This is a genomic window from Methylocystis sp. Uni0008 (assembly GCF_056838045.1).
Genome location: NZ_CM166370.1, coordinates 1,131,486 through 1,146,092 on the forward strand (window position 1 = coordinate 1,131,486; position 14,607 = coordinate 1,146,092).

The 14,607-nt window shown below is 63.6% G+C and carries 15 protein-coding genes; 10 read left to right on the forward strand and 5 right to left on the reverse strand.

Annotated features, from left to right (window positions below; genetic code table 11):
* Positions 1-212 precede the first annotated feature (212 nt).
* Positions 213-617 (reverse strand): hypothetical protein, encoded by a 405-nt coding sequence (locus AC0X69_RS05590; protein ID WP_482612096.1) that lies wholly within the window; start codon positions 615-617, stop codon positions 213-215.
* A gap of 147 nt (positions 618-764) precedes the next feature.
* On the opposite strand from AC0X69_RS05590, the gene AC0X69_RS05595 reads away from it, so the two are divergent.
* Positions 765-2,063, forward strand: coding sequence for an O-acetylhomoserine aminocarboxypropyltransferase/cysteine synthase family protein (locus AC0X69_RS05595; RefSeq protein WP_482612098.1), 1,299 nt, complete (start codon positions 765-767; stop codon positions 2,061-2,063).
* A gap of 149 nt (positions 2,064-2,212) precedes the next feature.
* Here AC0X69_RS05595 and AC0X69_RS05600 read toward each other — a convergent pair whose 3' ends face one another.
* Genes AC0X69_RS05600 through AC0X69_RS05610 form a run of 3 tightly spaced genes read right to left on the reverse strand, consistent with a single transcriptional unit; the run spans position 2,213 to position 4,969 of the window.
* Positions 2,213-3,274 (reverse strand): extracellular catalytic domain type 2 short-chain-length polyhydroxyalkanoate depolymerase, encoded by a 1,062-nt coding sequence (locus AC0X69_RS05600; RefSeq protein WP_482612099.1) that lies wholly within the window; start codon positions 3,272-3,274, stop codon positions 2,213-2,215.
* Between the two features lie 58 nt (positions 3,275-3,332).
* A complete protein-coding gene (gene cobU / locus AC0X69_RS05605) occupies positions 3,333-3,863 on the reverse strand; it encodes a bifunctional adenosylcobinamide kinase/adenosylcobinamide-phosphate guanylyltransferase (protein ID WP_482612101.1) in 531 nt (176 codons plus the stop codon).
* Complete coding sequence (locus AC0X69_RS05610) at positions 3,860-4,969, reverse strand: cobalt-precorrin-5B (C(1))-methyltransferase (protein WP_482612103.1); 1,110 nt, start codon at positions 4,967-4,969, stop codon at positions 3,860-3,862. The genes cobU and AC0X69_RS05610 overlap by 4 nt, the downstream gene beginning before the upstream one ends.
* A 93-nt stretch (positions 4,970-5,062) precedes the next feature.
* Between AC0X69_RS05610 and AC0X69_RS05615 the strand changes: the two genes are divergently transcribed.
* The 4 genes from AC0X69_RS05615 (at position 5,063) to AC0X69_RS05630 (ending at position 8,946) form a co-directional block, all read left to right on the forward strand.
* Positions 5,063-5,620, forward strand: coding sequence for a YbhB/YbcL family Raf kinase inhibitor-like protein (locus AC0X69_RS05615; RefSeq protein WP_482612105.1), 558 nt, complete (start codon positions 5,063-5,065; stop codon positions 5,618-5,620).
* Entirely contained in the window at positions 5,617-6,576 is a 960-nt protein-coding gene (cbiB, locus tag AC0X69_RS05620; protein WP_482612107.1) for an adenosylcobinamide-phosphate synthase CbiB, read from the forward strand. The genes AC0X69_RS05615 and cbiB overlap by 4 nt, the downstream gene beginning before the upstream one ends.
* Before the next feature lie 152 nt (positions 6,577-6,728).
* On the forward strand, positions 6,729-8,030 hold the full coding sequence (locus tag AC0X69_RS05625) for a polyhydroxyalkanoate depolymerase (RefSeq protein ID WP_482612109.1): 1,302 nt from the start codon (positions 6,729-6,731) through the stop codon (positions 8,028-8,030).
* A gap of 79 nt (positions 8,031-8,109) precedes the next feature.
* Positions 8,110-8,946: a class I SAM-dependent methyltransferase gene (locus AC0X69_RS05630; protein WP_482612111.1), complete on the forward strand. Its 837-nt coding sequence runs from the start codon at positions 8,110-8,112 to the stop codon at positions 8,944-8,946.
* A 152-nt stretch (positions 8,947-9,098) separates the two neighbouring features.
* Here AC0X69_RS05630 and AC0X69_RS05635 read toward each other — a convergent pair whose 3' ends face one another.
* Positions 9,099-10,148 carry a WcbI family polysaccharide biosynthesis putative acetyltransferase gene (locus tag AC0X69_RS05635; RefSeq protein ID WP_482612113.1) on the reverse strand — a complete coding sequence of 350 codons (1,050 nt, stop codon included), beginning with the start codon at positions 10,146-10,148 and terminating at the stop codon, positions 9,099-9,101.
* Between the two features lie 163 nt (positions 10,149-10,311).
* Here AC0X69_RS05635 and AC0X69_RS05640 point away from each other — a divergent pair, with 163 nt between their 5' ends.
* The 5 genes from AC0X69_RS05640 to AC0X69_RS05660 all read left to right on the forward strand — a co-directional run bounded on the left by AC0X69_RS05640 (position 10,312) and on the right by AC0X69_RS05660 (position 14,454).
* Positions 10,312-11,376, forward strand: coding sequence for a GSCFA domain-containing protein (locus AC0X69_RS05640; RefSeq protein ID WP_482612115.1), 1,065 nt, complete (start codon positions 10,312-10,314; stop codon positions 11,374-11,376).
* 80 nt (positions 11,377-11,456) lie between these two features.
* Positions 11,457-11,885: an anthrone oxygenase family protein gene (locus AC0X69_RS05645; protein WP_482612117.1), complete on the forward strand. Its 429-nt coding sequence runs from the start codon at positions 11,457-11,459 to the stop codon at positions 11,883-11,885.
* Positions 11,886-11,979: 94 nt separating this feature from the next.
* Positions 11,980-13,404, forward strand: coding sequence for a dihydrolipoyl dehydrogenase (gene lpdA, locus AC0X69_RS05650; RefSeq protein WP_482612119.1), 1,425 nt, complete (start codon positions 11,980-11,982; stop codon positions 13,402-13,404).
* Between the two features lie 76 nt (positions 13,405-13,480).
* The gene (locus AC0X69_RS05655) at positions 13,481-13,876 is read left to right on the forward strand and encodes an META domain-containing protein (RefSeq protein WP_482612121.1); all 396 of its coding nucleotides are present in this window, start codon (positions 13,481-13,483) and stop codon (positions 13,874-13,876) included.
* Between the two features lie 11 nt (positions 13,877-13,887).
* Complete coding sequence (locus AC0X69_RS05660) at positions 13,888-14,454, forward strand: hypothetical protein (RefSeq protein ID WP_482612123.1); 567 nt, start codon at positions 13,888-13,890, stop codon at positions 14,452-14,454.
* Positions 14,455-14,607: the final 153 nt, after the last annotated feature.

Below are 14,607 nucleotides of genomic sequence, written 5' to 3' on the forward strand. Positions count from 1 at the left end.
TCTGGCCCGGGCGGATTATAGTCGGCGAGTCTCTCGACTCAAGAAATAACGCTCAGCTTGGATTTGCATGTTCACTCGCGCGCCTGTTGACGCGCGATCGGCGACTGTCACGACGTTGAGCGCAGTCGCACAATCGTCGCGAAGCCGCCGATCGATTCACAAATAGCAATTGCCTGGCGTTTTCTCTGCGCCCACCGCAGCCTGCACGGACGCTATGAGGTCGGCCCCTTCTTCGGCCTGATCTCTTCTGGCGGAACCCATTCCTTGCCGCTCTGGGTTCCCTTCTTTCCCTCGACGGCAGGCGCGCCGGCGGAAGTTCCGCTTGGACCCGAGACGCCCGTCGGATTGACGTCCTCCGCCTTGGGATTGTCCTTCTGCACAGAACCCGAGGGCTCGACCGGCGTGCCTGCGGCGGGTCCCGACGTAACGCCCTGCTCCTGCTGATGCTGCGTCTGTTGCTGCGGCTGCGTCTGCGGCTGTTGCTGAGTCTGTTCTGGCTGCTGCGCCTGTTGCTGCTGCGGCTGCTCCTGCTGTGTCTGCTGCTGTTCTTCGGCCAACGCCGCTGGCGCGAAACAGACGACCGCAAGGCTTGCGACGACGGCGATTCGTTTCCTCATGTCGAACTCCTGGGCGGCTTGCGATTGCGCGAAGGATCAGCCCCGCCCGTAAATGGAGGAGCTCGTAAAACTAGCAATGGGACGCAGCATGTAGCGCGCGCGGGCGCTTTCATTTATTGAGCTTACGCTCACGCCGGGAGAAAGATGATGGCCGTCGACAGCAAGCACGCCGAAACAATTGCGCTCCACGCCGGATGGCGCGCGGATGAGACCAACGGCGCCGTCGCCGTTCCAGTCTATCAGACGACCTCCTATCAGTTTCGCGACACCGAGCACGCCGCCAATCTTTTCGCGCTGAAGGAACTCGGCCACATCTATACCCGCATCGGCAATCCGACGACCGGCGTGCTCGAGGCGCGGCTTGCCGCGCTCGAAGGCGGCGTCGCGGCCCTGGCGCTTGCGTCCGGACAGGCGGCGTCGGCGCTGTCGCTGCAAAATCTCGCGCGCGTCGGCGACAATGTCGTATCGTCAACCGATCTTTACGGCGGCACCTGGAATCTCTTCGCCAATACGCTGAAGGACCAGGGGCTCGAGGTGCGCTTCGTCGATCCGGCCGACCCCGAGAATTTCCGCCGCGCCACCGACGAACGCACGCGCGCCTATTACGCCGAGACGCTGCCCAATCCCAAGCTCACCGTGTTTCCAATCGCCGAAGTGGCGGCGATCGGACGCGAACTCGGCGTTCCGCTGATCATGGACAACACCGCAGCGCCGATTCTCTGCCGGCCGATTGATCATGGCGCCGCGATTGTCGTCTATTCGACGACGAAATATCTCGGCGGCCACGGCACATCGATCGGCGGCGCGATCATCGATTCCGGCAATTTCGACTGGGAAAAATTCCCGCAGCGTCAGCCGGCGCTCAATACGCCGGATCCGAGCTATCACGGCGCGAAGTGGGTGGAGGCGGTGAAGCCGATCGGGCCGGTCGCCTACATCATCAAGGCGCGCGCGACGCTGCTGCGCGATCTCGGCCCCGCGCCTTCCCCGTTCAACGCCTTTCTGACGCTTCAGGGCGTCGAGACGGTGACGCTGCGCATGGAGCGCCATGTGCAGAACACGCAGAAGGTCGTCGACTTCCTGAGCAAGCGCAGCGAGGTGACGCGCGTCATTCATCCGTCGCAGCAAACCGGCGAGACGCGCCGGCGCGCCGACGCCTATCTGAAGGGCGGCTATGGCGCGCTGCTCGGCTTTGAACTGAAGGGTGGCCTCGAAGCCGGCCGCAGATTCATCGACGCGCTGGAGATGTTCTATCACGTCGCAAATATCGGCGACGCGCGCAGCCTCGCCATTCATCCGGCGACGACGACGCATTCGCAGCTCGCCGAGGAAGCGCAGCTCGCCTCGGGCGTCACGCCCGGCTATGTGCGCCTCTCGATCGGTCTCGAGCACATCGACGACATCATCGCCGATCTGGAGAAGGGACTAAAAGCGGCGGGCGGCTGACTGCTCGACTCCTGCTCAGACTCCGCACTCCTCGTGCTTCGAGACGCAGCTTTCAGCGGCTCCTCAGCATGAGGAGTGGGTAAGATCTCCATCCTGAGGAGCGGCCGAAGAAGGCCGCGTCTCTGAGAAAGGACTGACCAGCGCCTGACTCACGGCTTCGTCGCGAGCCTGTCCACCATCGCGCGAAGGGCGGCGATCTGCGGTCCCTTCCTGGTGTGGTGCTCGGCGCTGTCATAGCCCCACCAATCCCAGCAGGCGTTGGGATTCAGCACGAAATTCAACGTGTAGAAGGGCCAGCCCCAACCCCAGCGGCTGATCGTCTGCGGATAGACCACGATGATGTGGTTCGTGTCCGCCCAACGATTGTAGCCGACATGCTTGTAGAAATCGTCGCCGATCTGGGCCGCCTGCTGCTTGCAGCCATGCAGCGCGACATGCACGCGGCATGTCTCGAGCGCGCAGACATGCGGAATATAAGCGTAGCCGACGTCGCTCATGCTGTGATTATAGGCGCTGCCGTCCGGCAGAAATTCCTTTTGGTCAAACTCCAGATATTTCCCCGCGGGCTGCGCGCTCGGCGGATTGAGCGGACCGTAAATCTGTTCGAGCAGGGCTTTGGCGGCGTCAAAATCGCAGTCGACGATGAAAGGCGCCTTTGTCGCGGCGCAGTCCTTGTCGCCAAAATCCTCGGTCACCATGGCGTGGCCCGCGCCAATGTCCTTGCGATAGACGATGCGGTCCGGCGGCACGTAATGCGCGTAATAATCGCGCGTCGCATCCATCACGACAGGAAGCACCACCCCATCGTTACGGCCGGAAAACAGCCAGACGCGCGCGTCGTTGAGATTGGCGACGTCGTCGATGGCCCCGGCGCGCGCAAGCGAATCGGTTAGCCCCTTCAGATGCGCGGGATCGGGGACCGGATGGGCCGCGTCCGGCTTCATGCAATTGCTGGTGGCGCGGCTGGAACTCTGCTCCGCACAGTCATAAGGCACGCCGGCGAGGATCCCCGCGCCTTTCACGACGCCGGAATGCGCGACATGAAATTGTACGGCCATGGCGGCGCCGGACGACAGCCCCGACACCGAAGTCTCGGAGAGATTCGCGCCATAGGGCGCCAGGCGCTCAGCGGCCGACGCAGCGTTGACTGCGAGAAAAGCCGTCACGGCGGCTGCGATAAGCTTGCGTGCGATCTGCGAATGACGCGTCATGAAGTTTCTCCTTGAAAATAGCTGGCAAAAATTTCTGCCTGCGTCATGCGCAAGCAGATCAGAGGATCGGCGGCCCCTTCGCCGTCAGCGGATTGCCTGCGACGACAAGGACGACCCTGCCCGCAACCCGCGAAATCGCTTGATGCAATTCGCCTGCCGCATCCCGAAAGGAACGCGCCAGCGCATTGTCTGGGACGATGGACAGTCCCACCTCGGACGAGACGGCGACCGTCGGCGCGCAGCGGCGTGATAACGCATCAACGAGAGCGGCGCGATCAGCTGAAAGATCGGCGCCTGCCAGCAACCTATTGCTGAGCCAGAACGTGAGGCAATCAACAAGCAGCGGGCGATCGGCCGGTGCGTCGCCAATCGCATGGACAAGCGCCTGCGCCGCTTCAATCGTGCGCCAGCTCTCGGCGCGTCTCGCGCGATGCGCGTCGACGCGCGCGCGCATTTCATCGTCAAGAATCTCTGCGGTGGCAATGTAGGTCCAAGGCGCCGGATGCGCGACGATGAGGCGCTCCGCATAGGCGCTCTTGCCGGAGCGCGCGCCGCCGAGCACAAGGGTCAGATGCGGATTGTCGTTCATGTGTGAACTCTTTGAAACGGCGTGCGCGCCAGCAGCGCGCCCTCGCGATCGAAGATGATGATCTCCAATTCGCTCTCCGCCGTATCGAGCGCGCGCGCGGCGGTTCTCCATGCGCCGCGCGCGATCGGCGTTGCGAGATCGACGCCCGCGCCCTGCGCGATCTGCAAGGCTTCGAGCGCGCTATTGGCGCTGGCGATGAGCGGCGCGATCTCTTCGCCCGCGCCGGCTTCGCGGGCGGTTTGCGCCAATTGCGCAAAATCGACGCTCGAGCGCCCCGAGTGAAGATCGAGCCGTCCCTGCGCAAGTTTGGTCATCTTTGCGAAACCGCCGCCGATCGTCACCCGCGCCACCGGATGCGTGCGAAGATATTTCAACAGCCCGCCGACGAAATCACCCATTTCGATGAGCGCCGTCTCGGGCAAATCATAGAGCCGCTGCACCGCGGCTTCGGACGTGGAGCCCGTCGTGCCTGCGACATGGGTCAGCCCGCTGGCGCGCGCCACGTCGACGCCGCGATGGATGCTGTCGATCCAGGCGGCGCAGGAAAAAGGCGTGACGATTCCGGTCGTGCCGAGAATGGACAGGCCGCCGACGATCCCCAGGCGCCCGTTCAGCGTGTGTTTGGCGAGGTCCTCGCCGCCAGGGACAGAAATCTCGACGTCCGCGTCCGCGTTAACGCCGAGCGTGGCGCTCGCCTCCTTGATGGCCTCGGTCATCATCTTGCGCGGCGTGGGATTGATCGCAGGTTCGCCGGGCGGCACCGGGAGTCCGGGACGAGTCACCATGCCGACGCCTTCCCCCGCGAAGAAACGCACGCCGGCGCCGGGCGCCCCACGTTGCACGCGCGCGCATATGAGCGCGCCGTGCGTGACGTCGGGATCATCGCCGGCGTCCTTGACGACGCCGGCGCGGGCGAAATCCTCGGCGCGCTCGAAGGTCGCCAGCGCGAAGGCGACGCGCTTTCCCGAAGGCAACGCGATCTCGACCGGATCTGGAGGCGGCCCGCCCGTCGCCAGCGCCTCGAAGGCGGCGCGCGTCGCCGCCGTCGCGCAGGCGCCCGTCGTCCAGCCGCGGCGCAAGGCATGCCCACTTCCCGCATCGCTCATGCGCCCTCTTTAGCGCGAAGCGCGGACGCGCGACACCGCCGCGCCGATCCGCTAAAATATGCGGCGATTTCCAGATTTGAGGAGCACTTATCCATGTTGCGCAGAGTTACGTCGTTTCTCGGCCTTATTGCGCTGGCCGCCGCGGATTCGAGCGGCGCCCACGCATTCGAACTCACGAGCCCCGACATCGCCGAAGGCAAGAAGATCGACATGAAGCATGTCTATGATTCCATGAGCTGCACCGGCGAGAACGTCTCGCCGGAGCTGAACTGGAGCGAACCCCCGGCGGGCACTAAGAGCTTCGCTGTCGCCGTGCACGATCCCGATGCGCCGACGGGCGGCGCCGGCTTCTGGCACTGGCTCGTTGTCGATATTCCGGCCGACGTTCGGGGCCTGAAGCGGGGCGCCGGCGAGGCATCTGGGAAAAACCTACCGCCCGGCGCGCATCATCTGGAGACGGACTTTGGCGACAAGGCCTATGGCGGCCCCTGCCCGCCGCCCGGCAAGCCGCACCGCTACGTGTTCACCGTCTACGCGCTGAAGACTGATAAGCTCGGCGACGCCGCCCATGGCCGCACCGCCATCGCCGGCTTCACGATCAATCAGAACGCGCTCGCCAAGGCGTCGATCACCGCGCTCTTCGGGCGGTGAACTTCGGGCTTGCGCTCCTGGCGCTCGCCATCGAGGCGGGCTCCGGCTACCCGGACGCGCTCTTCCGCAGGATCGGCCATCCCGTGACGTGGATGGGCGCGTTCATCGATGCGCTCGACCGAGAGCTCAACCGGGAGAGCGATTCCTTTGCGCTCAGGGGGCTGAAGGGCGCCGGCGCTCTTGCGACGCTCCTTCTCGCAGCCGTGGGAATTGGCGTCGTTGCGCAGCGCGTGGCGCTCGCGCTTCCGCTCGGCTGGATCGCGCTCGCGATCGCCGCCTCGAGCCTTCTCGCGCAGCGCAGCCTGCATGGCCACGTGGCCGAAGTCGCGCACGCCCTGGCGATTTCTGTCGAAGAGGGTCGAAAGGCGGTGGCGAAGATCGTCGGCCGCGACGTGTCCGCGCTCGACGACGCCGGCGTCGCTCGCGCGGCGATCGAAAGCCTTGCCGAAAATTTCTCCGACGGCGTCGTCGCGCCGGCGCTCTGGCTCGCGATCTTCGGACTGCCTGGAGCGCTCGCTTATAAGGCCGTGAACACCGCCGACAGCATGATCGGGCACAAGTCGGCGCGCTATTACGCCTTCGGCTGGGCCGCGGCGCGCTGCGACGATCTGATGAACTTCATCCCCGCTCGAGCGGCCGCCGGCCTGCTGGCGTTGGGCGCCTTTTCGCTCAGCGGAGCCTCGCCTTCCAAGGCGTTCGCCATCGCCTGGCGCGATGCGCCGCATCACGCCTCTCCCAACGCCGGCTGGCCCGAGGCGGCGGCCGCCGGAGCCCTCGGCCTCAAGCTTGGCGGGCCACGCGAGTACGGCGCCGTCACGGTCGACGGCGCCAGTCTCGGCGAAGGCAGGCGCGAGGCGAACGCCGCCGATATTGAGCGCGCCCTCGCGCTCTACCGGCGTTCTGTTGCCATGCTCTGGTTTGCGCTTGCAATCGGGGCCTTGGCTGAGAGAGTATGACGGAAGTGCGAATATTGGCCGCGGCCGCGAACGGCTCTGCTGGTCTGATTTTTAAATTTGCCCATCTTGAATGTGTTATACGGCAATTGTGCAGTGCAACATGAAACACGTAGCGCGGCGGCTGCGGTGGGGGTGGCGGGAGAAGCGTGCAGATGGACCGGATGTCGTACCAGCTCTACGAAATGATGCACTTGGCCTTCGCGCCGGCGCGAGCGGCGACGGACGCGATGCTGCACGCGGTGAAGAATCCGCTCAACCCGTTGCACCATACCTCGATGGGGCGGAGCATCGCCGCCTCGGCGGAGCTCTTCGAGCGAATGACCCGCCGCTACGGGAAGCCGCTGTTCGGCTTGGACACGACCGTTGTCGACGGCGCAGAGGTCGAGATCGTCGAGGAGATCGTGTGGAGCCGGCCCTTTTGCGGCCTACTGCATTTCAACCGGCAGTTTCCGGGCGCCGCCCCCAAACAGTCGAAGTTGCTGATCGTCGCGCCGATGTCCGGCCATTACGCTTCGCTGTTGCGCGGCACGGTCGAAGCCTTCCTGCCCACCCATGACGTCTACATCACCGACTGGAGCGACGCGCGCACGGTGCCGCTCGTCGACGGCTCCTTCGATCTTGACGATTACGTCGACTATCTCTGCGACATCATGCGTTTCTTCGCGCCGAGCGCGACCGAAACGCCGGTGCATACGCTCGGCGTCTGCCAGGCCTCCGTGCCGCTGATCTGCGCCATCGCGGCGATGGAGGCGGAAGAGGATCCCGACGTTCCGGAATCCATGGTGCTGATCGGCGGCCCGATCGACACGCGGGTCAATCCGACAGCCGTGAACAAGCTTGCGCAGCAGCGCGGCATCGATTGGTTCCGCAGCCACTGCATCCACACGGTGCCGTTCCCGCACGCCGGCATGGGACGCCAGGTCTATCCGGGCTTCCTGCAGCTCTCCGGCTTCATGTCGATGAACTTCGAGCGGCACATCTCGGCGCATCTCGAAATGTTCAACCACCTCGTTGAAGGCGACGGCGACTCCGCCGAGAAGCACCGCGATTTTTACGACGAATATCTCGCCGTGATGGATCTGACCGCGGAATTTTACCTTCAGACGGTGGATCGCGTGTTCATCCGTCACCAGGTGCCGCTCGGGCTGTTTCGCCACCGCGGCCAATTGATCGATCTCAAGGCGATCAGGCGCACGTCGCTCTTCGCCGTCGAGGGCGAAAAGGACGACATCTCGGGAGTCGGCCAGACCGAAGCCGCGCTGGATCTGTGCGCCGGCATACCCGCGGCCCGCAAGAGCCATTACGTGCAGAAAGGCGTCGGCCACTACGGCGTCTTCAACGGCTCGCGTTTCCGCGAGGAGATCGCGCCGCGCATACGCGCCTTCGCGGCGGAGATGGAGAGGATCGACGGCGTCGGCGTCGTCCGCCCTCGCCTTGCGTGGAGCGCGGAATAAAGGCAAACTCCGGCCGTCGCCGCGATAGCGCGCGCCCGCTTTCGCGCGCCTGACGCATCAATTATCCAGGGAACATTCGATGGACGTGCAGGACGCAGCTTCGCGCGAAGCGCTGCAAAAGGAAATTGACTCGATTCATTGGTACCATGAATTCGATTTCGGCGACGGGCTGCGCGCCGTCAGCGTTTCGCAGGCCGAGGATCACCGCCGCATCTGGCGCTTCATCGAAAGCGAACTCGACAAGATCGATTTTACCGGCAAGAGCGTGCTCGAAATCGGCTGCTGGGACGGTTTCTGGAGCTTTTACGCCGAACGGCGCGGCGCCAAGCGCGTTCTCGCCACGGACGACGTGAGCCAGAACTGGGCGAGCGGCGCGGGCCTGCGTCTCGCGAAGAAACTTCTGAAATCAAATGTCGAGATCAATCAGAGCGTGTCGATCTACGAAGCCTCGAAGCTCAACGAGACCTTCGACATCATTCTCTGCCTCGGCGTCTACTACCATCTCGTCGATCCCTTCGCGGGCTTCGCCGAAGTGCGACACCTGATGCACGACAACTCCATCGCGGTTTTCGAAGGCGACGGCACGCTCGAACTGCGGCCCGACACCTATTACTGGGACATGTCGGATTCGTCGAAATCGTGCTTCGTGCCGACGCAGTGGGGCCTCAACCACATGCTGAAGACGGCCTATATGGACGTCGTCGCGCAGAGCTGGATGCGGCCCCCGCCGGGGTTCAAGGTCAATATCGATCCCGCGCACCTCCTCGGCTTCACCGGCGCGCTGGAACCTTCCGGATTCGCGCCCCTGAAACATCGCGAGCGCATTCTCACGGTGACGAAGCCCTTCAGCGGCGAAAACCCGCTGCACCCCTACAAGCCGCCGTTCAACCTCGCGAGATTCGACACGCGCTGGTAAGGAACGAGGCCTGTCATTCCAGGCAGGCCCACGGCCTGACCGGGAATCCGGAAATCACGACAGCATCATGAATGTGGCTCTGGATTCCAGATCACGCGCGTCCGCGCGTCGGGACTGACGCAAACGGTTCAGACCGGAATCGTAGCAAGCGCTCACAGCGTCGGCGTCAGGCCCGCGACGAAATTCTCGCGCGCCAACCGCATCAGCAATCCGCTCGTCGCCTCGTCGGCGAGCCAGGCGTCGACGCGCGCATTGCTGAGCTGCGACGCATCGTGCTTGCTGTAGATATTGTAGCAGGACGCGATGTACTGCGGCAGCGTCAGGAAGTCGCCGACCGTCGTCGAGATATGGTGGTTCTGCAGCTTGAACATATAGCCGCCCTGCGCCCCATAGCGCTTGGCGATCGGCGGATAGATCGGGAAGATCTCGCTGCGCGCGAGATCATGGATGGCGTAATAGTTGAAATTCACGGTCCGCGGCTTCAATCCGACCTTCTCGAAAAGCTTCCTGGAGAGATCGAACAGCACGAAGCTCATGGGATGCACAGTGCTGTACATGAAGACGCCGCGGCGCGACCAGTTCATCAGCTCGGCTGACAGATCGAGGCCGAATCTTTGGAGCGTCCCGTCGAGCAGTTCGCGCGAGGCGGCGTTCCACATGTCGAAATAGCCAAGCGCGTCAAAGACGTTCTCGTTGAAGAGCGCGTTCGCCATCTCGACCGACAAGCCCTTGCGATAGGCGAAAAGGGCGATCGCCGAATGATAGGGGCCGATCGGCCCGCAGACGAATCCGTGCATGCGCGACAGATCGTGGATATAGACGAGATCGGGATGAAATGCCGCGAAGGTGATCGCGGGAAAGATCATCGTCTTCGGCAGACGCCTGCACAATTCCTCAGATCCGCCGCCGCGCACGTGACCGTCAAGGAAATCGTGCGAGAAGACGTAGTCGTAGGTGTCCAGCGTCTTGGCGAAGAGCCCCATCGTCGAGCGCGCGCGGGCGATCATCGAGAAATGATCGACCGTCGCGCTTGGATCGAGCACTTTCATCGCATAGGCGACGCCGAAACTCTGGCAGTTGCCGATGATGGCGATCCGCGGACCGGTGTTGCGCATGACGCGGCCGGTGAATTTCGCGATCCTCGGCTCGACGGCGTATTGCCGCCAGGATTTTAGAATCTGTCTGTCAACCTGCGTTAACATGCGGTCTTTCACGGATTGGCGACGGCGCGGGCGTTCTCAGCGGCGCCGCCGGGTGACAAGCGGGCGGGCGCCGTCTATGTTGCGACGCCAGAAGGCGGCTCGCGAACACGCGAGAAAAAACGCGATCCCCGACCGAATCGGCGGATCAGAAAGGAGTGCGACCATGGCGGAGAACCCCTATAGCTCCCTACCCGACCATCGCTTTTGGCGCAAGGCGGTGACGTCGCTGCCGCCCTTCGCGCTCGATCCGATCATTCGCACGCCTTTCAAGATTTCGCCGCAGGACAAGGTCGCGACCGCGGGCAGCTGCTTCGCGCAGGAGATCGCGATGCGCCTGCAGGCGAGCGGTTTCCATTATTACCTCGCCGAGCAGCCGCCGGCCGGCATGTCGGCCGATGAGGCGCTGCGCCGCAATTACTCGATGTATTCCTGCCGCTACGGCAATCTCTACACCACCGCTCAGCTGTTGCAGTTGATCGATCGCGCCTATGGGCGATTCACGCCGCAGCTCGATTTCTGGAACCGTCCGGAAGACGGCCGCTTCGTCGATCCGTTCCGGCCGCGCATCGAGCCCGACGGATACGCCACGCTCGACGAGATGCGCGCCGATCGCGAGCGGCATCTCGCCGCAGTCCGCCATATGCTTGAGACGATGGACGTCTTCGTTTTCACCTTCGGCCACACCGAGACATGGCGTCATAAGCCGGACGGCGCGATCCTGCAGCTTGCGCCCGGCGTCGCCGGCGGCGAATGGGACCCGGGCGTCTACGAATTCTACAACATGACGGTCAGCGAGGTCGTGCGCGATTTCACCGCCGCGGTCGACCGCATCCGTGAGGTCAATCCCAAGGTTCGAATCGTGCTCAGCGTGTCGCCGGTCGGCATTATCGCGACCTATGAAGACCGGCACGTCATTGAATCGAACTGCGCCGTCAAGGCGATCCTGCGCGCCGCCGCCGACGAAGTCGTCCGTGCAAGGCCGAACATCGCCTATCTCCCTTCCTATGATCTCGCCACCGTTTCCCCCAACGTGCCGATGTTCTATCGGGAGGACACACGACGCATCAATCCTTACGGGGTCGATCGCGCCATGAGAGTGTTCTTCGACCATTTCACCGATCGCAACAAAGAGAAGGACGCGGTGAAGGCGGTGAAAATCGACGTCGCCGCGGAAGCCGAGAGCAGCTCCCGCGTCGTCTGCGACGAGGAAGCGATCGAATCGGCTTAAGAGAAGCTGCGGCGGGTCGGCGGTCGGCGGTCGATTCGCCAAACCGCCGAGCCATTCGCCCACCGCCAAAGGACGCTTGAATGATTATTGGTTCGCTTGCGCTCGCGACGGCCGGCGCTTTCACCGGCGCTTCGCTCTATGTCAACTATGTTGAACAACCAGCGCGGCTCGCCTTGAGCGACGATGCGCTCATCAAGGAATGGGAGCCCTCCGATCACCGCGGCTTCATCGTGCTCGCGAGTTTCGCATTTCTTGCCGCATTATTCGGCTTCATCGCCTTTCGCGAACTCGACGACATCCGATGGCTGTTCGGCGCGCTCGTCGCGATCGCCAGCTGGCCGTACACCTACCTCGCCATCGTGCCGCTCAATAATCGCATCCTGGCGCTGATCGAGGCCAATGCGGCGCATGAAGCGCGCAAGGTCATCGACCTTTGGGGGCGTCTCGAGATCGGTCAGACGGCGCTCGGCGTCCTCGCGACGCTCATTTTCGTGTGGGCCGCGGGCTGATTCCAAGGAGCGGCGTTTACTGAAGGTTCATCTCAGATGCGTTGGTCTGAGCAACCAAACTCGTTGGCGGCGCCATTTTTGAAATGCGGATGACATGACCTACGATCTTATCGTGATCGGATCCGGTCCGGGCGGTTACGTTTGCGCGATCCGCGCGGCGCAACTCGGATTGAAGACGGCCGTCGTCGAAAAGGACCCGACCTTCGGCGGCACATGCCTCAACGTCGGCTGCATTCCGTCGAAGGCGCTGCTTCATGCTTCGCATATGTTCGAGGAAGCGGCGCATGGTCTCGCGCCGCTCGGCGTGATGGTCGATCCGCCGCGGCTCGATCTTCCGGCGATGATGAAGCACAAGGACGACACCGTCGGCGCGAACGTCAACGGCGTCGCCTTTTTGTTCAAGAAGAACAAGATTGACTCGTTTCGTGGCGTCGGACGCCTAAAGGGCGCCGGGCAGGTCGAAGTCACGGCCGCGGATGGGGCCGTCCAGACGCTCGAAACGAAAAACGTCGTTCTCGCGACGGGGTCGATCGTCGCGCCGCTGCGCGACGCTTCCGGCAAAGAGATCGCGATCGACGAGAAGCTCATTCTCTCGTCGACCGGCGCATTGGCGCTGGCAAAGCCGCCCAAGCGCCTTGTCGTGGTCGGCGCGGGCGTTATCGGACTTGAGCTCGGGTCGGTCTGGCGGCGGCTGGGGACCGAAGTGATCGCGATCGAATATCTCGATCGCATCCTTCCCGGGTTCGATCTCGAAATCGCCTCCCGCTTCCAGAAGATCCTTGAAAAACAGGGCTTCCAATTCCGTCTTGCCTCCAAGGTGACGGGCGTTGAACGCGCGGGCGCCGGCAAGAACTTGCGCGCCGTCGTTTCCTATTCTTCGGTGGACGGCGCGACGTCCGACAAGATCGACGCCGACGCGGTGCTCATCGCGACGGGCCGCATCCCCTTCACGCAGGGTCTGGGGCTCGAAGACGCCGGCGTCGCCCTGGAGCGCGGGCGCGTCGTCATCGACGAAGGCTTCGCGACCAATGTTCCCGGCGTCTACGCCATTGGCGACGTCGTGCGCGGGCCGATGCTCGCCCATAAGGCCGAGGATGAAGGCATCGCCGTCGCCGAAATCCTCGCCGGACAGGCGGGGCATGTGAATTACGGCGTCATTCCCAGCGTCGTCTACACAATGCCGGAAGTCGCCGCGGTCGGCATCACCGAGGAAGACGCGAAGTCGAACGGGATCGCCGTCTCGATCGGCAAATTCCCCTTCACCGCCAATGGTCGCGCGCGGGCGATGCGCGCGACCGACGGTTTCGTGAAGATCATCGCCGACGCCGCGACCGACCGGGTGCTCGGCGTCCATATTCTCGGCGCGGCGGCGGGCGAATTGATCGCCGAAGCAGCTGTCCTGATGGAATTTTCCGGCTCGGCGGAGGATCTCGCGCGCACCTGCCACGCCCATCCGACCCTCTCCGAAGCGATTCGCGAGGCCGCCTTCGCCGTCGCGAAGCGCGCCATTCACATTTGAACTGGTCTATGATCGGGCGACGTCATTCGCCCGAAGCGCCGGTCTTTCAGGAAGCGCTCGTGGAGGCTCGCCGCAAATGCGATTGATCGCCGCCGCTTTGTTTTTCTCGCTTGTCGCCGCCTCGGGCGCGGCGGCGCCGAAGAACGCCCTGCTTGGCGATTGGCGAGTCGAGGCGTTGGACGACGCGGCTCCGGCGTCCGGTTCGACGGTCTCCCTGAGATTTGGCGCCGACTCTCGGCTTTCCGGCAGAGGTCCGTGCAACCGGTACCAGGCGGCCTACAAGGCCGACGGCGAGAACCTGACGATCGCCGCTCCGGCGACGACGCGCATGGCCTGCCCTCCGGCGGTCATGCGGCAGGAGACGCGCTTCCTGTCCCTGCTCGCCTCCGTGCGACGATGGTCGGTCGCTGGCGATACGCTTTCGCTTTACGCTGAAGACGGCGCGCCGGCGCTACGCGCCCGCCGGATGTGAGAGGAAACGGTATGGAAGATTGGAAACGGCGCCTCAAAGACGCCTTGTGGTTCACGCTCGCGGTCCTCTTCCTTATCGAAACCTGGCTATGGGACCATTTCAGCCAATGGCTTCACGATCTGGGCCATGCGCTTGGTCTGGAACGCTACGAGCAGCAGTTCAAAGAATTCGTGGCGACGCTGACGCCGGTGAAGACTCTGGGCGTGTTCATCGCGCCGCTCGTCGCTATCGTGCCGGCGAAGCTGGTCGGTTTCGAATTGATTGCCCACGGACATGTGCTGAGCGGGCTTTTCGCGATCCTTGTCGCTAAAACGGTGGCGCTCGGCGTCATGTCGTTTCTTTTCGACATCTGCCGAGACAAGCTGATGCAGATGGAGCGCTTCCGCCAGCTCTATTCTGTGGTCCTCGCCATTCGCGCCTGGGCGGGCGAGCTGGTCGCGCCCTTCAAGAAGCGCGTTTATGAGGCCGCCGACATGATATGCAGGCGAATAGAGGCGTTTATCGGCGTCGAAGCCGGCGCGCTGACGCGCAGCGTCGCGCGGTTGCGCGAGTTGGCGCGTCAAAAACGTTCCGCCTGATTATTCGCAGATCGCGTATCCGAAGCAGAAGTCGTCGCCGCTTGGCGACGGACGGCCAAGGACCGTCGTGGCGCTCGCCACGCCAGCCGCAAACAGGAATAATAGCAGCACATATAAAATCAGATTGCGCATGACGGGCCCCGCCTTCCGCCT